The 18,370-nt window shown below is 46.4% G+C and carries 13 protein-coding genes and 2 pseudogenes; 7 read left to right on the top strand and 8 right to left on the bottom strand.

Going from position 1 to position 18,370, the window contains the following annotated elements; genetic code table 11:
• The 3 genes from GX147_07740 to GX147_07750 all read right to left on the bottom strand — a co-directional run.
• Nucleotides 1-354 (bottom strand): 2-C-methyl-D-erythritol 2,4-cyclodiphosphate synthase (locus tag GX147_07740; protein NLN60584.1); only part of this gene is annotated, 354 nt, incomplete at its 3' end.
• The gene (gene ispD / locus GX147_07745; GenBank protein ID NLN60585.1) at nt 351-1,052 is read right to left on the bottom strand and encodes a 2-C-methyl-D-erythritol 4-phosphate cytidylyltransferase; all 702 of its coding nucleotides are present in this window, start codon (nt 1,050-1,052) and stop codon (nt 351-353) included. The genes GX147_07740 and ispD, both read right to left, overlap by 4 nt.
• 44 nt (nt 1,053-1,096) lie before the next feature.
• Nucleotides 1,097-2,131, bottom strand: a complete 1,035-nt coding sequence (locus GX147_07750) for a TRAM domain-containing protein (protein ID NLN60586.1) — start codon at nt 2,129-2,131, stop codon at nt 1,097-1,099.
• Nucleotides 2,132-2,774: 643 nt separating this feature from the next.
• On the opposite strand from GX147_07750, the pseudogene GX147_07755 reads away from it, so the two are divergent.
• From GX147_07755 to GX147_07780, 6 genes and pseudogenes are all read left to right on the top strand, one after another.
• Nucleotides 2,775-6,170 (top strand): annotated as a pseudogene (locus GX147_07755) (NgoFVII family restriction endonuclease).
• Between the two features lie 4 nt (nt 6,171-6,174).
• Nucleotides 6,175-9,577 (top strand): annotated as a pseudogene (locus GX147_07760) (SAM-dependent methyltransferase).
• 308 nt (nt 9,578-9,885) lie between these two features.
• Nucleotides 9,886-10,452: a hypothetical protein gene (locus GX147_07765; protein NLN60587.1), complete on the top strand. Its 567-nt coding sequence runs from the start codon at nt 9,886-9,888 to the stop codon at nt 10,450-10,452.
• 203 nt (nt 10,453-10,655) lie between these two features.
• A complete protein-coding gene (locus GX147_07770) occupies nt 10,656-11,048 on the top strand; it encodes a helix-turn-helix transcriptional regulator (GenBank protein ID NLN60588.1) in 393 nt (130 codons plus the stop codon).
• Nucleotides 11,048-11,668 (top strand): ImmA/IrrE family metallo-endopeptidase, encoded by a 621-nt coding sequence (locus tag GX147_07775; GenBank protein NLN60589.1) that lies wholly within the window; start codon nt 11,048-11,050, stop codon nt 11,666-11,668. The genes GX147_07770 and GX147_07775 overlap by 1 nt, the downstream gene beginning before the upstream one ends.
• A 281-nt stretch (nt 11,669-11,949) precedes the next feature.
• A complete protein-coding gene (locus GX147_07780) occupies nt 11,950-12,606 on the top strand; it encodes a hypothetical protein (GenBank protein ID NLN60590.1) in 657 nt (218 codons plus the stop codon).
• Between the two features lie 558 nt (nt 12,607-13,164).
• Here GX147_07780 and GX147_07785 read toward each other — a convergent pair.
• The 5 genes from GX147_07785 to GX147_07805 all read right to left on the bottom strand — a co-directional run bounded on the left by GX147_07785 (nt 13,165) and on the right by GX147_07805 (nt 16,868).
• Nucleotides 13,165-13,650, bottom strand: a complete 486-nt coding sequence (locus GX147_07785) for a CarD family transcriptional regulator (GenBank protein ID NLN60591.1) — start codon at nt 13,648-13,650, stop codon at nt 13,165-13,167.
• A gap of 141 nt (nt 13,651-13,791) precedes the next feature.
• A complete protein-coding gene (locus tag GX147_07790; GenBank protein NLN60592.1) occupies nt 13,792-14,937 on the bottom strand; it encodes a radical SAM protein in 1,146 nt (381 codons plus the stop codon).
• Nucleotides 14,938-14,964: 27 nt separating this feature from the next.
• A complete protein-coding gene (locus GX147_07795; GenBank protein ID NLN60593.1) occupies nt 14,965-15,609 on the bottom strand; it encodes a LysM peptidoglycan-binding domain-containing M23 family metallopeptidase in 645 nt (214 codons plus the stop codon).
• Nucleotides 15,610-15,798: 189 nt separating this feature from the next.
• The gene (locus tag GX147_07800) at nt 15,799-16,464 is read right to left on the bottom strand and encodes a protein-L-isoaspartate(D-aspartate) O-methyltransferase (GenBank protein ID NLN60594.1); all 666 of its coding nucleotides are present in this window, start codon (nt 16,462-16,464) and stop codon (nt 15,799-15,801) included.
• A complete protein-coding gene (locus GX147_07805) occupies nt 16,461-16,868 on the bottom strand; it encodes a hypothetical protein (protein ID NLN60595.1) in 408 nt (135 codons plus the stop codon). Before GX147_07805 ends, GX147_07800 begins: the two co-directional genes overlap by 4 nt.
• Before the next feature lie 475 nt (nt 16,869-17,343).
• Between GX147_07805 and GX147_07810 the strand changes: the two genes are divergently transcribed.
• Complete coding sequence (locus GX147_07810) at nt 17,344-17,883, top strand: O-acetyl-ADP-ribose deacetylase (protein NLN60596.1); 540 nt, start codon at nt 17,344-17,346, stop codon at nt 17,881-17,883.
• Nucleotides 17,884-18,370 lie beyond the last annotated feature (487 nt).

Below are 18,370 nucleotides of genomic sequence, written 5' to 3' on the forward strand. Positions count from 1 at the left end.
CCGGGCCAAATTATTTTTCATCGCCTGAACGTATGGGCGAATCCTTGGGGATTCCAGAATCATCGTCGAGTCGATGTTTCCAATTGTATAGCCTTTTTTTCTCACCAGACTACAGACTTCTTCCAGAAGAATCATGCTTGAAATATCCTTGTATGCCGGATCCGTGTCCGGGAAGTGGCAGCCGATATCCTCCTCGGACATGGCACCCAACAAGGCATCACAGATGGCATGCACCAGCACATCTGCGTCACTATGACCGGCAAGGCCTTTTTCGAAAGGGATCTTTACACCGGCGAGTACCAGGGGCCTGTTTTCACAAAATCGATGGCTGTCGTACCCAAATCCAATTTTCATCCTTTAACCAGCTCCCTTCGGCGTGTAATTATTTCCGCAAAAATCAAATCTTCCGGCGTTGTAATTTTAATATTTTCGTAACTTCCTTCGACTATTTTTACAGGGGTGCCTATTCTTTCCACCAATGATGCGTCGTCGGTTCCATAGTATTGCTCTTGGTATGCGGCTTCGTAGGCCTTAATGAGCGTCTCTTTATTGAACACCTGCGGGGTTTGAACCAGGAACAGGTTTTTTCGATCGACGGTTTTTTTGATTATGCCTCGTTTGTCAACCGATTTAACCGTTTCTTTAACGGGGACACCGGCAACAGCAGCGCCCGCTTGACGCCCGACCTGTATCGTTTTTTCGAGGATTTCCTTGTTTAACAGGGGTCTTGCCCCGTCGTGAATCACAATCAATTCATGTTCGGCGCACAAATATGGGAGAACATTGTTGATTGAATCCTGGCGGAGTTTTCCTCCGGGAATAACAGCTTTCACTTTCGTCAGCGAGAATGGCCGGACAACCGCCTGTTCGGCAAAATTCACATCGGTTTTTTTTACAACCACATATACGTCATCAATCAGATCCGAGTTTTGGAATATCAGGAGTGTATGGGCGAGGATCGGCTTGGCGTCAATCTTTAAATAGGTTTTAGGAATTGCATAACCCATTCTCAGGCCCGAGCCGGCTGCTGGGATGATTGCGGCTGTCTTCATTGGATAAAATAGAAACCCGGGATTATTTCCCGGGTTTTACAGTTTTACTTTGTAATGGCATTGGATCCTTTTTTATCTGAAGCAAGACCCTTCATTTCGGAAAAAACCATCCGCCCTGCCGTTGTTTGTAAAATGCTGGTTACCGTGATTTCCACGTTCATACCGACATATTTCTGCGCGTTGTCTACGATGATCATCATTCCGTCATCCATGTAGGCAACGCCCTGCCCAAGTTCTTTCCCTTCTTTTACAATTTTAACCGTCATGATTTCCCCGGGAAGAATAACAGGTTTCAAGGCATTCGCCAATTCATTGATATTGAGAATCTTTATTCCATGAAGCTCTGCGACTTTATTCAAATTGAAGTCGTTGGTTAGAATTTTCGCATGTATCTGTTTAGCCAATTCCAAAAGTTTGGCGTCAACACCTTTTGCATCGGGATAATCTTGGTCGATAATCTCGATATTCACAAATTTATCTTTTCTCATCCTGTTCAGGATATCCAACCCCCTCCTTCCCCGGGATCTTTTCAGTGAGTCAGGGGAGTCGGCCACATACTGTAACTCCTCCAGAACGAACTTGGGAATGAGTAAGGTTCCCTCGACAAACCCCGTGTCACAAATATCGGCGATACGTCCGTCGATAATGGCACTTGTGTCCACTATTTTCAAATTCTGACTGACCTTGACATTCCCGGACTTCATGAAGTGGAATTCGTCCACCTTTTTGGAACCGATCACCAATCCGAGATATCCCATAATACCGGTTAAGAGCGTGTAGATCCAGGGAACGACTTGCTGTTTTTCCATGATATCACTGACAAAGTGCATACCGAAAGCTAACAGGAAGGCAAAAAGCAAGCCGATGAACAAACCGGCGACGCCGCCGAAAATCGTTTTCAGGGGAAATTTTCTAATGGCTTTTTCGGAATAAATGACAAACCATGCTGTTAGTAAACCGAGTATTAAACCACCCATGGGATAGATGTTCAGATAGTCTTTAGGTGCTGCGGAATAATGGTACGCAATCCAGAAGCCGCTCAAACCACACGCCAGGATCAAGAGCATTCTAATCTGCATTTTTTCACCTCCTTTCTTTTTTATTTTTAAACGAAACGAATCTCACGTAAGGCATCATTTGAATAAGAAATACCCAGTTTTTACAGGAACAATAAGAATGCATGGCGCTGCAATTATTGCTGATATAGCCTCACAAGGTGCGATACACAAGTTTTTTCGCCAACAAAATGGCAGCAACGCACGAGGAGACACTATAAATGCATTGTATCAGACATTGTTTCCTGTGAGAACCAGATTCATCAATTCTTTCTCAATCGCAAAATTACCAGCCTGTTGAAATAAAGCAACATTGCCGAGGAAAAGGCCGCAAGCTGGCTGTCGAAACATTTCATATACTGGTATCTGGAAGCAAACGGATTTGGTCGTGTCCTGCAGGAAGGGGATTTGTAAACAAAAAAACTTAAAACAAAAAAAGTAATCTCGAGAGACTATCTGAAATTCTAAATTTCAATTCCTTCTTTCGAAGAATCTTAGAACCGCTTGAAATGGTTGAATGTTTACTTGCAAAGTTCGCGAGAAGTTGTATTATGCCAAGAGCAACAATAAGGCATATCTTCTGATTATAATGTAAAAACGCTGAAAATATTGAAGAGAGCGGCCATTGCTTTGATTGACTGTATATTTTCTTAAGGATAGTAGCTTTATGCCTCAAATATTCGACAATATAGAAACACATCTTTTATCCGCACTTAAAGATGCGATGGGTCTTTCCGAGCGCGCAGATTTCTGCGTAGGCTATTTTAACCTGCGTGGCTGGCGAAAAATTGATTCACTTGTTGAAAAATGGCCAGGCGGAGAAGGCCATTGTTGCAGGCTCCTGGTCGGTATGCAGCAACTGCCGCAAGAGCAATTACGTTCGGCGCTGAACCTGATCAAAGATGAAGAGCAAATCGATCAAGTAACAGCTATTGCTTTGAAGAAAAAACTTGCCCAGGATTTCCGCGATCAGTTAACCATCGGCATCCCGACAAACGAAGATGAGGCAGGTTTGCGGCGTCTTGCCTCTCAAATCACAGCAAAGAAACTGGTTGTGAAGCTGTTTTTGCGCCATTCTCTCCATGCCAAGCTTTATTTGTGTTTTCGGAACGACCCGCTCAATCCCAAAATTGGTTATTTAGGCAGCAGTAATTTAACGCTGGCCGGTTTATCAAAGCAGGGCGAGCTCAATGTTGATGTTCTTGACCATGATGCTTGCGACAAACTTGCCAAGTGGTTTACCGACCGTTGGGATGACAAGTTCTGCATCGATATTTCCAAGGAACTTGTCGAGATTATCAATTCCAGTTGGGCTCGTCCCGATCTGATTCCGCCCTATCAGATATACGTTAAAATGGCCTATCACCTTTCCCAGGAAGCGCGGGCTGGATTAACAGAATTTCGTATTCCCAGCGATTTTGGCAATATGCTTTTTGAATTTCAAAAGGCTGCAGTGCAGATTGCCGCCCATCACCTGAACAAGCGCGGCGGCGTGGTCATCGGCGATGTTGTCGGTCTGGGAAAGACATTAATGGCCACCGCTCTGGCTCGCATCTTTGAGGATGACCATGGCGTCGAAACGCTGATCATCTGTCCGAAGAATCTGGTGCGGATGTGGGAGGACTATCGCCAGCAATACCGGCTTCGGGCAAAGGTATTGTCCATCACTCAGGCACAAAGGGAGCTTCAAGACTTAAGAAGGTTTCGCCTGGTTCTGATAGATGAAAGCCACAACCTCCGCAACCGGGAAGGAAGCCGTTACCGTGCGATTGCTGAATATATTTCGGCAAATGACAGTCGCGTCATTTTACTTTCCGCCACACCCTACAACAAGACCTATCTGGATTTGTCCAACCAGCTCCGTCTGTTCATTGACGAAAAGAAGGACATCGGCATTCGTCCTGAGAAACTGATTCGCGAACTCGGTGAGACGGAATTCATAAGGCGACACCAATGCCCGGTTCGATCGCTGGCCGCCTTCGAGAAAACCGAATACGCGGACGACTGGCGGGACCTGATGAGACTGTATCTTGTTCGCCGGACACGAAGCTTTATTCAAGAAAACTATGCCAAATTCGATCCCGAACGTAAACGTAAGTATCTCGAATTTCACGATGGCACGCGCTCGTATTTTCCAACGCGCGTTCCCAGAACGGTGAAATTCAAGATCAGTGAGAAAGACCCCGACGATCAGTATGCGCGCGTATTCACGGACGATATCGTCAAGATCATTGACGATTTGAATCTGCCGCGATACGGCCTCGGCAATTATATAAAACCGACACCCCACAAGCCGCCGCCGACGGATGAAGCCAAAGTATTGGCCGACTTGTCCCGCGCTGGGGCGCGACTCAAAGGATTTTGCCGGACAAATCTTTTCAAACGTCTGGAAAGCAGCGGGCAGTCATTTCTCCTTTCGGTCGAACGGCACATTCTCAGAAACTTTATTTGTCTGCACGCCATTGAAAATGATTTGCGGATTCCCATCGGCACGCAGGATATGGGGTTGCTTGATCCCCTGGCGAACGATCAGGATACGGACCTTTGGGATGCCGCCGACGGGGATGAAAATAACAACACCCAAACTGAACCGGCAGCAGCTAGGCCGCAGGCGACAACTGAAGATATATTTAAAGAACGGGCTGCCGCCGTTTACGATACCTATGCTGGGCAATTCCATCGCCGCTTCAAATGGCTTAAACCGCAATTGTTCAACGATGCCCTGACCAAGGATTTGCGCAAGGATATTCAGTCATTGATGCGTGTCCTGAAAAAGGCCGACGGCTGGGACCCGAAACGGGACATGAAGCTTCAGGAACTTCTGGCGCTCTTAACTGAAAAACATGCCGACGATAAAGTGATTGTCTTTTCACAATTTGCCGATACGGTTAATTACCTTGCTGAAGAGTTAAAAAAGGCCGGCATGCAGGCAATAGAAGGCGTGACCTGAGACACTGAAGACCCGACTTCCATTGCTTACCGATTCATTCCCACGAGTAACGGCAAGCGGCAGGCGATTCCTCCGGAAAAGGTGCTTCGTGTTGTCCTGGCCACGGATGTGTTAAGCGAAGGTCAGAACCTTCAGGACTGTGCTGTTATTGTAAACTTTGATTTACCCTGGGCTATTATTCGTCTCATTCAGCGGGCAGGCCGTGTTGACCGTATTGGGCAGAAATCGGATACGATCCTGTGCTACTCCTTCCTTCCCGCCGAAGGTGTGGAGAGGATTATTCGTCTTCGATCGAGAGTTCAGCAGCGTCTGCAGGAAAACGCGGAAGTCGTCGGTGCGGATGAAACCTTTTTTGAAGATCAGGATGATGCGCAGGTTGTACGCGATTTATTCACGGAGAAAGCAGGCATTCTTGACGGCGATGAAGATACGGAGGTTGATCTTGCATCTTATGCTTATCAAATATGGAAAAATGCCATCGACCGCAATCCCGAACTGGCGAAAACAATTCCGGCCATGCCAAATGTGGTTTATTCAACGAGGCCACATAAGCCGATAGCCAATCAACCAGAAGGGGCTTTGCTGTACCTGCGTACCGCCGAGGGAAACGACGCCCTGGCCTGGATGGATAAGAACGGCATCAGTGTCACCGAATCACAGTTTGCAATACTGAAGGCCGCCGAATGTACATTTGAGACCCCGGCGCTGCCAAGGCATAAGCAGCACCACGAAATGGTTGCCGCAGGTGTGAAACTGATTGTTGAAACCGAAAAATCCGTCGGCGGGCAGTTGGGGCGTCCTTCCGGTGCCAGGTTCAGAACCTACGACCGTTTGAAAGCCTACGCTGAAGAAGTGAAAGGCACACTTTTTGATACATCGGAATTTCGTAAAACCATTGAAGATATTTACAAATATCCCTTGCTTCAGTCCGCAACCGACACACTGAACCGCCAGCTCAAAAGTGGTATCAGCAACCAGGCGCTGGCCGAGCTGGTCATGTCGCTGCGCGCAGACGCCCGTCTCTGTCGTGTTTCCGAAAGCGTTGAGTCAGCAGAGCCGCAAGTGATTTGTTCCCTGGGACTCAAGGAAGAAGCGGAGAAAGGCAACGGGTAAAATCATGATAATTAATGTGGCGGAAGTCCGGCTGTGTCTCAAATCATTCGATTTCAAAAACCTCTTTCGTGAACACCTTGGCTGGGACAATCACAATGCGCAACTTGAAATCCCTGTCAACAATGAGACGATTTCTCTTAACGCCATTGCCCAGAAAAGGGGGTTTGTTGCATTTGTTTGTGAAGGCCATATCCCGGAGCGTGCCACACGCCTAAAAATTGACCACCAAATAACAAAATCCGCCCGCGAACATTTTGTGATTTACGCGGATAAAGCAAAAGGACAACAGGTCTGGCAGTGGGTGCGCCGCGAACAAGGGAAGCCGTTGGCCAGCCGCGAACATCGTTTTGATACCCGTCAGTCGGGCGATCCTCTGATCCAGCGGCTTAATCAGATTGCCGTGGACATGGAAGAAGAGGAAAATATAACGATTGTTGATGTGGCTGGAAAGGCGCGCGCTGCTTTCGATGTCGATAAGGTCACCAAGAAATTTTACGAGCGCTTTAAAACAGAACACGCTGCTTTCCTCAAGCAAATCAAAGGTTTTCCTAAGCCGGTCAAAATTGGCGGCAAAGACGAACCACATCCCGATCTTCAGTGGTACACCTCGCTCATGCTCAACCGGTTGATGTTCGTTTATTTCATCCAGAAAAAGGGCTTTCTCGATGGCGATACGGAATATCTGCGCAATCGCCTGAAACTGGTTCAGCAGGCGCGGGGTAAAGACAAGTTTCTCTCTTTTTACCGTTATTTTCTGATGAGGCTCTTTCACGAAGGCCTGGGGAAATCACCCGGCGAACGCAAACTTGATGCAACAATAGAAAAACTGTTAGGCCGTGTGCCTTTTCTCAACGGAGGTTTTTTTGAAGTCCACGACCTCGAGCAAAAGCACACCGAAATAAACATCCCCGATGAAGCTTTTGAAAAGCTCTTTGATTTCTTTGACCAATACCGCTGGCACCTGGACGAACGGCCTCTGCGCGCCGATAATGAAATCAATCCCGATGTTTGTCGGCTACATTTTTGAAAAGTATATCAACCAGAAGCAGATGGGCGCCTACTACACCAAGGAAGACATTACCGAATACATCAGCAAAAATACAATAATTCCCTTTCTTTTCGACGCCGCACAAAAGAAATGCGCTATTGCCTTTCAGCGAGGTGGCGCCCTGTGGCGTCTTTTACGCGACAACCCCGACCGATACATCTATCCGGCAGTCCGTCACGGTGTGGTAAGTGATGACGGTTCGATTGTGCCGGAATCGGCTTTGCCGGCTTTTGTGCAAAAAGGCATGCACACTCCTAAAGAACGCATGCATGACAAACGCTACAATCTTCAGCAAGCGCAGGCCGGAGATTCACTGCGGTTAGTTACGGAAACCTGGCGGGAATACGTTTGCCGCCGCAACCGCTGCCTTGAAATTCGCGAGAAACTGCAAAATGGTGAAGTCCATCAGATTAACGAGCTGATCACACTGAATCTGGATATCTGGCAGTTTGTCAGCGATGTGATTGTTAATGCCGAAGGGCCGGAATTGCTGCGCGCTTTCTGGCAGGCGATTATTAAAATTACCATCCTTGATCCCACCTGCGGGTCGGGCGCTTTTCTCTTTGCCGCTTTACGAATACTGGAAACGCTTTACAGCGACTGCCTGGCGTGTATGGAGCGGTTTATTGAAGACCTGGAAGGAAAACCTCATCACCCCGAACAATACGGGGATTTTAAAAAAATTCTGACGCAAATTGCCAAACATCCCAATGAACGCTACTTTGTTTTAAAGTCCATCATCATCAACAACCTGTTTGGCGTGGACATCATGAAAGAAGCGGTGGAAATCTGCAAACTGCGTCTCTTCCTGAAACTGGTCGCACAGGTGGAAAAGGTTGAACAGATCGAGCCGCTGCCTGACATGGATTTCAACATCCGCTCAGGCAATACATTGGTCGGCTATGCGACGGCGGATCAAGTGCGCAAAGCCTTTACGGAAGAGCGAAAATCTGACCGCCAGGTGCAGAGCAGGCTGCTGATGGGCGAGGAGGAAGACAGCTACAAGCAGTTCGAGGAAAGCGCTGAGCTGGCTGATAGGGCATTCCGACAGTTTCGCGCCCAACAAACCACGCACGGCGGAAAGGTCACGCACAAAGACAAGCTGGATTTGCGCAAGCGTCTGGCTGAGCTGAACGCCGAACTAGACCGCAATCTGGCGTCAGACTACGGCATCACGTCCAAAAACAGCGGTTCAAAAACCACTTACGAACAGGCTTTTACAAAATGGAAGGAAAACCATCAACCTTTCCACTGGTTTGTCGAGTTTTATGGAATTATGAGCGAGGGCGGTTTTGATGTGATTATCGGAAATCCGCCGTATGTGGAATACGCTAAGGTCAAAAAGGATTACACTATTAATGGGTATGCAACCGAGAGTTGCGGGAATCTATATGCCTTTTTAACAGAAAGGTCTTTTTGCTTTCTTCAAGAAGAAGGAAGTTTCGGTTTTATCGTACCAATAAGCCTTGTTTGCACTCAAAGGATGGAAGTATTGCAAAATTCCATTGCGAGTTTTTCTAAAAATATTTGGCTGAGTAATTATGCTGAACGCCCTGGTAAACTATTTATAGGCGCGGAAGTATTATTAACAATTGTGTTAACGAGAACTGGTATCAGTAGCGCAAATTATTTCACAACTAAATTTATGAAATGGGCATCAGAAGAGCGGTCTAATCTATTTCATAGAATTGAATATCAAAACATTCAAAACAAAATTAAACCTTACGTAATCAACAAGCAAAGCGAAGCTATAGAATCACAAATAGTAGATAAGCTATTAAATCAAACTAAGCAACTTGGTTACTATTTCCAGTCCAATTCAAAATATCCAGTTTATTACCGCATAGGAGGAGGAAGATACTGGAAAATATTTACGAACTTTCAACCGCAATTTATCCTCAATGATAAAAACTCTGTTTCCAGTCGTGAGAATTATTTGTATCTTGAAAAAGCGGAACTGCGTGATGTAGTCATCACGTTGTTAAGCAGTTCTCTTTTTTACTGGTATTTCATCATGACAACCAATTGTCGTGATCTCAACCCAAGTGATTTAAATAACTATCCGTTTCAGATGGAAACTATGTCTGAGAAACACATTTCTCTGTTGGCGCAACTATGTAAGACACTGATGATAGATTATAAAAATAATAGTCTGCTTAAAGAGAAGACTTCTTCTTTAACCGGGGCTATCAAGTACCAAGAATTCTACCCCCGTTTAAGTAAGAAGATCCTTGACAACATTGACAAAGTCCTCGCCCAACATTACGGACTCACCGACGAGGAACTGGATTTCATCATCAACTACGACGTCAAATACCGCATGGGAAACACCGATGATGAAAACAGGGATGACGAATAGGCGCAACCGGACAATCGCAGAAAACGGCGCGTTCAGGGAACGCGCCCTACAGCATACGGGCCAGCAATATTTTGTAGGGCGCAATCCCCGGTTGCGCCGCAAACATTGCGATATTCGGCGTGTTCGGAGAACCCGCCCTACAGAATTAAATATCGCGGCGCAGAACGCGCCCGACAAAACGATTTGAATCGTGCTTGTAGGGATTGCTCCCCGAGCAATCCGCAAAAGATGGCGACATCAAATACCGCATGGGAAGCACCGGCGATGAAACCGGCGATGATGAATAGCTTGTAGGGCGCAATCCCCGATTGCGCCGCAAACATTGCGATATTCGGCGTGTTCGGGGAACGCGCCCTACAGAATTAAATATTGTGGCGCAGAACGCGCCCGACGGGAGGAAAGTGCTGCCGAAACGAAAACAGATTCATCTGGTGGATTACGATTATTCCAATACTAATGATGTTTTTTTCGTGACGCTCTGCACGCACGACAAAAAGCCTTATTTTCAAAATCTGCAATATGCGCAATATATCGCCCAGGAAATTGATTTTCGCTCGCGTGTGTCGGAAGAGGTAACCGTGTTTGCCTGGTGCATCATGCCCGACCATCTGCATATTTTATTGAAGCTGAACGAAGGTTACGGCAAATCGCTTGCCAACTGGGTGGCTGCCTTCAAAAGATACAATGCGCGCATCTTGTCGATGATGCACGAGGTCAAACCTTTGTGGCAGGCCAATTTCTATGAGCATGTTGTTCGTAAGGAGGAATCGTTAAGAGCGATTGCCGAATACATCGCCAATAATCCCGTTAGAAAAAATTTGGTGAAACACTGGCAGGATTATCCGTTTGTTAAAATTAATGATGCCGCTTTTTGACGGTATGTAGGGCGCAATCCCCGATTGCGCCGCAAACATTGCGATATTCGGCGCGTTCGGGGAACGCGCCCTACGGTAATGTCGGAATGTTCCCGATCAATCCGCAGTCGGACGATCATATCCGGCGCAATCGGGGCTTGACCCCTGCTAAAATTGCCTATTGACTTTTAGTGAAGCTGTTGTAAGGTTATTACAACAGAAAGGTGGTGATAAATATGGCGATAGCAAAAACGTTCGGCGATTTTTTCAAAGCAAAGAGAATCGGCAACGGGCTAACATTACGGGAGTTTTGCCGGATTAATGGTTTTGATCCCGGTAATGTAAGCAAAATTGAAAGAGGTCTTTTTCAACCGCCGCAATCGAAAGAAATGCTTTTGAAATATGCGATGGCTCTAGGCATTTCCGAAGGATCGGAAGATTGGCTTAATTTCTGTGACTTGGCAATCACCAGCGCCGGAAAGCTGCCCGACGATGTCGTTACAAATACGGAACTGATGAATGCGCTGCCGGTGTTGTTTCGCACCGTCAGAAACAAAAAACTCGACGAAGAAGGTTTGGAAAAGCTGATTAAATCCATTAAGAGAGAATTGCGCTAATGTTCAAATGCCCCTATTACAGTTATACTGAAATCGGCAATCAGACTGAAATATTCCTTAAACAATATCATCCCGGCCAGGATATTCCCGTTCCTGTTGAGGAAATTATTGAATTAAAACTGAACCTGAATATATTTCCCTTTCCCCGGCTCTATAAAGACCACGGGTTAAGCGGTTTTCTGAGCCACGATCTGACAACGATCTACATCGATGAAGTGCAGTACAATCAATTCAACGAAAAATACCGCTACACGTTGGCTCATGAGTTAGGCCACTATGTTTTGCATCGGGTATGCTATGGGGAACTGCAATTTAAGTCTATTGAAGAATATGCCCGCTGGAGAATATCAATGCCGGTCGATGAACTTAGCTGGTTTGAAACACAGGGTGAATGGTTTGCCAGCCAATTACTTGTACCGACACAGCAATTGATCAAGACTTGTCAAGAGACCGTCGCCAAGCATAAAAAAGACTTTAAGAAGCTTTCAACGATTCCGGACGACATATGGTCGTATATTGCTATTGAAATTGCCGACTGCTTTGAGGTTAATCCACCCGTCGTTGAAAACAGAATTAAAAAAGAAAACATCCCGTCTAAAATACCCATTTTAGATGAATAATAAATCAAGATGACAAGTCTTTTTCGCCACGAAGTTTATCATCGTGCGAGAGGAACGAATTGATATGATCATGGGGGGGGAGAGAAAACGAGGAGGAAAATCCGCTTTTCCCATAAAATGCAAAACCCCATGCGCTATTTACGAGCAACCGTCCGGAAGCCCACGCATGAGGAATTACTTGCGGTTTGAATATGGCTTTTTCGTGACGCGACGTCAAGTATAAAAATGGGGGCGGACAGCATGTTAAGAGTGATCGTCAATGAAGGAGAAGAATCAAGAATATGAACGTTCATACCATTAGACGGTCAGACAGCCTTTATCCGGAGGTTTTAAAAAACCGCCTTTCCAAAGAGGCGCCTGCCGGGCTGTATGCGCTGGGCGAAACCGCTATTTTGCGTCAGCATCTTTTGGGCCTGATTTGCTCAATCCAATGCCCCGGCAGCGTTGTGCTCAAAACATTCGATACTGTCCGTGCTTTGAAGGATGCCGACGTTACCGTTGCGGGTGGTTTTCTCTCACCGATGGAACGCGATTGCCTGGATATTTTATTACGCGGTAAACAGCCGATCATTCTCTGCCCGGCCAGAAGGCTTAAAGGCATGCGCCTTGGCCCAAAGGTAAGGCATGCGATTGATGAAGGACGATTGCTTGTGCTTTCCATGTTTGATGACAGTGTTCAGCACACCACAGCCTCGCAGGCAGTGCAGCGCAACAATCTGGTTGCCGCCCTGTCCGATACTCTTTTTGTCCCATATGCCGCCCCCAATGGCAAGACATGGAAAACAATCCATGCCGCATTGAAAAGGAAACAACCGGTTTATACCTTCGGCCTGGAAGACAACGCCACTCTCATCGCTTCCGGCGCACAGCCTTTGGAATTTCTGCTACAGCGGACTGATTCTAAAGATATACAGAAAGTGGTATTTAACCAATTATAATGCGGCTTTGTATTAATGAAAATTAGGCAATTCAGGGGACATCCATGATAAGCAATCTCAAGAGGAAAACGGAGATTTCCCTATTAAGATTGGACGTCTTATGGATGACCATAAAAAACGCTTTTCCCGAAACCAGAACCGGGGGAACATTCAGAAAGATCAGTTTTTCAACAACCGGCCGGATTCAGCGGTTCGCCCGAGACTGGGAAGATTGTTCCCACCCGAAAGAGGATGCAACCGGCGGCCAGGGAGAGAAGACAAGAACCCCCTGAGCCGTTGAGCCGTTTCTCCCGCTGGGCCGCACTCCATCGACATCTCCACGGTGAGAGTATCCCATCCCAATCCTCACGACCCTTTTTAGCTCAATTTATCACGACCGGAAACACTGGCTGTTCGCCTGGCAAAATAACACCGCCAAATGTTAAAGAACAAAGCAATGGGATCATTCAAATGTGCGGGGAAGTTGAATAAAATGCATATCTGCTAAAAGATGAGTTGAAAAAAAGCGGCAATTCGGCAAGGGGAAAAATGCGGATTCGAATAAAGAACTGCAAAGCATTACTGGACAGTGAAAAGCATCTCCAGGTCTTTTTCTACTTTGGTTTCTTCGAGCTTGCTTGCGACAGATATTTCTTTGATCAGCAGATTCTTGGCCGTGTCCATGATCTTCCTTTCGCCGAAGGACAGGTTCTTGTCTGTCTTTAGCACCAGAAGATCTCTTAGAACGCTTGCAATCTCGAAAACAGAACCTGTTTTGATTTTTTCCAAATACTCACGATACCTTTTATTCCAGGTTTGCTTATCGATGGTTACGTCCTTGCATCTCAAAATATCATATATTTTGGAGATATCATCTTTGTGGATTACCTCTCTCAGTCCAACAGAGTCTGCTGAATCGGTGGGTATCATGATTTTCATGCCGTTACCCATGATTTTCATGATGTAGAACATCTGTTTGTTACCCATGATTTCTTTTTTTTCTATCGACTCAATCACGCCAACGCCCTGTGCCGGATAAACCGCCAAATCACCAATCTTAAACATGTCAATACATCCTACGATTTATTTAATCGTCGCCATGCTACCACAGAATTGGTAAATAGTCAATAATTGCGCTGATATCTTCTCGGCAAGCGGTTTGAGAAGGTTTGCGCTTTGAATCGTGAGGGAATGTTTGCTAAGATTTCATATAAAACCATGCATTGATTTGTAAAGATCCCTGTCCAATTGTGTGGGGTCATTTTTTTCGTATTCTTCAACAATCATTTTCAGTCTCTCGTACAGTCGCGTGTTCGATAAGTCATCCAGGCTGTTAAAAAGGCCTCTTCTTCTTCCAAGCCTGTAAATCATCCTGTCTTTTTCGGACATACCGAAATATCGGTCGATGATATCGAGCATTTTCCGCTTGTCATCGGGCAGCATCCCCTCGATTTCCTGTAAAAGATTCAAAATGTGATCGCTGACGATATACGTGTTCTGACAATGGAGGTTTTCAATGATTTGCCTGATTTCATTCAGAACGTCTTCATCTCCCAAAGGTCTGAACAAATTATTTCTCATGGTATCGAAAAGCGCCGTCCCTTCTCTGACTTGCAGTGATCTTATTCGGATAAAATCGGGATTGATGGTATTCAGGACTTCCGCCGTATGCATTGCGTGCTCTGTCGACCATCGATCCCCCCCCAAGCCCGGCATGATGTACTCGCAAAGAGAAATACCGCCGGCCATGATGCGTTTACCGCCTTCAACATGATCCGCCGCCGTTTCCCCCTTTTTAATGAATTCCAGAACCGGGTCATAACCGCTCTCCATACCCACATGGATTCTGGAGAGGCCCGCTGTTCTTAATCTCACAAAATCCTTAATTTCTTTTTTTGCCGCTGTCTTGGAACGGCCGTAGGAGGTAATTCTATTCACAAACGGGAATTTCTCTTTTATATATTGCAGGACTTCAACAAGATCATCGGTTTTCATGATGATTGAATTAGCGTCCTGCAGGAAAACGGACCTTCCTCCAAAATAAAGCCAGGCCGCGACAGATCGATAGGCGTCACTGTAGCCGTAATCGTTGAATATCATATGAATGACCGTGTCGCTGATTTTCCCGCCTTGCCCTTGTTTCCAGGATAATTCCCTGATTCTCTGAGCGGTATCATGCACCGCATCGATTTCTTTTTTTATCTCCTCGACGGAACGCAGAGAAAATTTTGAGTTACGATAGCTGTGACAAAACGTGCATTTATTCCAGGGACAATTTCGTGTCGCTCTGATTAGAAGGCTTTCCGCTTCACTGGGAGGTCTGATTGGCCCTTGTTCAAAAGTTAATTCCATGGATGGCCTCTGATTTGTTTAATCGTCCTAAGGTAAAAAAAGGAGGGGGTCTTTGGTCTTGTTGTGATGTCTGATTTCAAAGTCGATACTTCCCTTTCCGGATGGACCCGGAACGCTTAGCCCGATTTTCTGCCCTTTTTTGACAAGCTGGTCAATCTGTACCAGTCTTTTCCCGAGATGTGTGTATACGGTGGCATAATTTTGATCATGCTTGATAATGACGGTCTCACCGTAATCTTTCAGTAGGGCCGAAAAAATTACTTGACCTCCGGAAGCTGCGAGAACAACCGTTTCTGTTTTCGTCTCAATGCGAATTCCATTATAAAACATGCCATTGGGCTGTGGGCCGTATTTCGAAATAACCCGGCCTTCCACAGGCCAGATGAATTTTCCCCTTTCAACACCCTCCTGTTTGCGAATCGGGGTCCCTTTATTCCTGTCATTGATTTGTCTGGCTTTTTCTTGTATTTCGCCTTGCTTCTCCAACTTCCCCTGAAAGGGAGTGGACTGCCCCTCTTCCTTTTCTTTGGGTTTTTGAGTGACTTCCTTCGCAGCGGGTGCTTCGGCCGGTACAAAGAGAACCATGCCCTCTTTGATCAATGTATTTGTCAGATTGTTCGAATCGGATAATTCTTTCACGCTTATCCGATTGGCCTTAGCAATACTATACAATGTGTCACCTGGCTTGATGACATAATAGTATCCTTTTCTCGATTCTGGTTTTGCGTAATCCCGAACGCATCCGAAAAGAACTAAAATAATGAGAGGAATTAAAATTATATGCTTGTGAAGTCTTCCCATTTTCGCTACAAAATTTATTATTTGCACTGGTCCCGATTTCGATTTATTGAGTCACTGTCATCAGTATACTGTGCTGCCCCAGGCGAAATCTCCAATTAGATCAACAAAACGGCATCCGCCTAGGTTATCCTGCCTGATATCACTGAGATCTTCCGATAACCTCGTCACCTTGTAGAGAGTCTGCATCCGATGGTCACCGATAGGCAGAACGATTCTGCCGCCAACAACGAGTTGGGATAGTAAGTTGTTCGGCAAAGTCGGTCCACTCGCCGTAACAATAATCGAATGAAACGGGGCCTCCTCTTTCCATCCGTAGGTGCCGTCTCCGACACGGATAGCCACATTGAAATAACCCAGGGCATCCAGACATTTCCTCGCCCCGGATGCCAAATTCGCGATCCTCTCGATGGAAAAAACCTGATCAGCCAGTTCCGCCAAGATGGCTGTCTGGTATCCCGAACCCGTTCCTATCTCCAATACCTTATCCTTCTTCGTTATTTCCATAGCCTGGGTCATTAGTGCAACAATATAAGGCTGTGAGATCGTCTGCCCTTCTCCGATTGGCAATGGATTGTCCTGATAGGCTTGAGCCTGCAACGCCTCATCGATGAATATATGACGAGGGATGGTTTCCATCGCGGCCAGAACCGCGGGAGAAGTGATCCCTCTGGAGCGAATTTGGGTTTCCACCATTTTTATTCTTTGTTTTTGGAATAAATCTTTCATTTGCCTTTCACATATTCCTTTTTCGGCGGGATGGGGTAAACCTTTTCGACCCAATGATGCTTCCGCAGTCCCAGAGCTTCTCTGGTTACAATAAGGTAATAATAATGGGTTTTTGCTTTTTCCCGAACTGCATTGAACAGATCGATCCTTAGGTTGATCTGTTCAGTTGTCAATTCCCCGTTTGTCGAGACCTCCGTCTCCGATGTGCCGAGACCGCTTTCCTGACATGGAATGCGAAACAGGGACCTGCTGCCATCTTTGATGGCTTCTTCAATATATTCAAGCTGGTGCAGATTGCTTACCAATTTTTCTGCTGCTTTTGCCAAAACAGCCGCCCGTTCCCGCAAAAACTCTTCCTGCAGGACTTCTTCAATTGATCTGCCTGTCTTCACTGCTTTAATCATTCACCAAAATTTTCCGTTTATTAACATGCATAACTTCATTTTTCAATCATACCGTATATAATATGAATTTTGCGCTGTTATGGGATCTCCTAATCCTGTCTTTTCGTAAAAGAAATGAGAAAACTCATGGTATACTGGTTGAAGATTCAAGAAAGATACAGGAGACGATCGATTATGTCCAACGGCAATTGCTTACCCCGTGTCCTCAGGGGTACGAAGCCGGATGGCGAAAAGATGAGGCTCTAGGACTTTCCGCTCCTTACAGTTCCTCATCACTTCTTGGGCGGATCGGGACACGGGATCCGGTTAATTTTTGCTATGTACGGTCTGAAGAAGGGATCGGCTTTTTGGTTAAGCCTTGCAGAAAAGTATTTTAGCGGGATACCCTGTTTCCCCGGGCATGGAGAGATCCCTTCGATGCAACTGGACCTTCTAGAGCGTACCGTACTCTTTGTCGGTTCAGGAGGTTGATAAAATGAAAGTGCGGATTAATAAATCGTTTTTGTCTTTGGTTGTTGGCGATATCACGAAAGAATCGGCGGATGCCATCGTCAATGCAGCGAATTCCGGTTTGCGGGGTGGGGGCGGCGTCGATGGCGCCATCCACCGTGCAGGCGGCCCGTCCATCATGGAGGCGTGCCGAAAAATTGGCTTCTGTCCTACCGGAAGTGCAGTCCTGACGCCCGCTGGACTTTTGAAAGCGAAGTATGTCATTCACGCCGTCGGCCCAATTTACCAGGACGGCCGACACGATGAAGCGATGCTTTTGCGAAGCGCCTACATGTCATGCCTGGATCTGGCATCACGTCATGGAATCAAATCCATAGCCTTCCCGGCCCTCAGTGCCGGGGCGTACGGTTATCCCGTGCATTCGGCCGCGCGGGTTGCCCTGGAAACGGTGATGGAATACTTAAACGGCCATCCTGAAATCGAAGTCGTCGATTTTGTCCTGTTCAGTCAGGATGTATATGAGGCATTTGCAGAAGAACTGCAGGATCTCCTGCCGGCCATCTAATCGCTGGGGTGCATGGACTATTTTATCACCACATTTTGATTATTGTAAATCCTCCAACCTACATGAAGAAACAGGGATTTCAGTACAAATCGTTGAGCATTCCACAATCTGTATGGTGACATTTTTTGAAGCTGATATGATATCTTCTTTAGGCAGCACAACAGGGGGGCGGCCAACTACCTTGGTCGAGGGAATTTTGCCTGGGAGATGTTATATGATTCAGGTTATTCCGAAACAATCCTTATGACCCACCGTAATAGCGGGCGTTTAATCGCAAACGGTTACCCAGGTGGAGGGTTCCCTTGCCCTCGATGATTCCCACCACCAGGGAGGCCACAATCCTTGTGCCTGACGGCGCTTGCGGAAATTTCGGACAGGCGGAAATGCCGTCCGGCAAAGGGGTAATGGAGCGTGTATGAAAAAGAACATGAACAGTTTTAAGCGGCTGCTGGATGAACATTACTGTTGGCCTTGCCCGTTTCCTTTC

Source organism: Deltaproteobacteria bacterium, from assembly GCA_012522415.1.
In the GTDB taxonomy this organism is placed as follows: domain Bacteria; phylum Desulfobacterota; class Syntrophia; order Syntrophales; family JAAYKM01; genus JAAYKM01.

Bases quoted from the DNA above. Each gene is read 5' to 3' on its own strand.
- GX147_07790 (NLN60592.1), bottom strand. From the start codon at position 14,937: ATGGAATTAACTTTTGAACAAGGGCCAATCAGACCTCCCAGTGAAGCG.
- GX147_07775 (NLN60589.1), top strand. From the start codon at position 11,048: ATGTTCAAATGCCCCTATTACAGTTATACTGAAATCGGCAATCAGACT.
- GX147_07780 (NLN60590.1), top strand. From the start codon at position 11,950: ATGAACGTTCATACCATTAGACGGTCAGACAGCCTTTATCCGGAGGTT.
- GX147_07810 (NLN60596.1), top strand. From the start codon at position 17,344: ATGAAAGTGCGGATTAATAAATCGTTTTTGTCTTTGGTTGTTGGCGAT.
- GX147_07750 (NLN60586.1), bottom strand. From the start codon at position 2,131: ATGCAGATTAGAATGCTCTTGATCCTGGCGTGTGGTTTGAGCGGCTTC.
- ispD (NLN60585.1), bottom strand. From the start codon at position 1,052: ATGAAGACAGCCGCAATCATCCCAGCAGCCGGCTCGGGCCTGAGAATG.
- GX147_07805 (NLN60595.1), bottom strand. From the start codon at position 16,868: ATGATTAAAGCAGTGAAGACAGGCAGATCAATTGAAGAAGTCCTGCAG.
- GX147_07800 (NLN60594.1), bottom strand. From the start codon at position 16,464: ATGAAAGATTTATTCCAAAAACAAAGAATAAAAATGGTGGAAACCCAA.
- GX147_07785 (NLN60591.1), bottom strand. From the start codon at position 13,650: ATGTTTAAGATTGGTGATTTGGCGGTTTATCCGGCACAGGGCGTTGGC.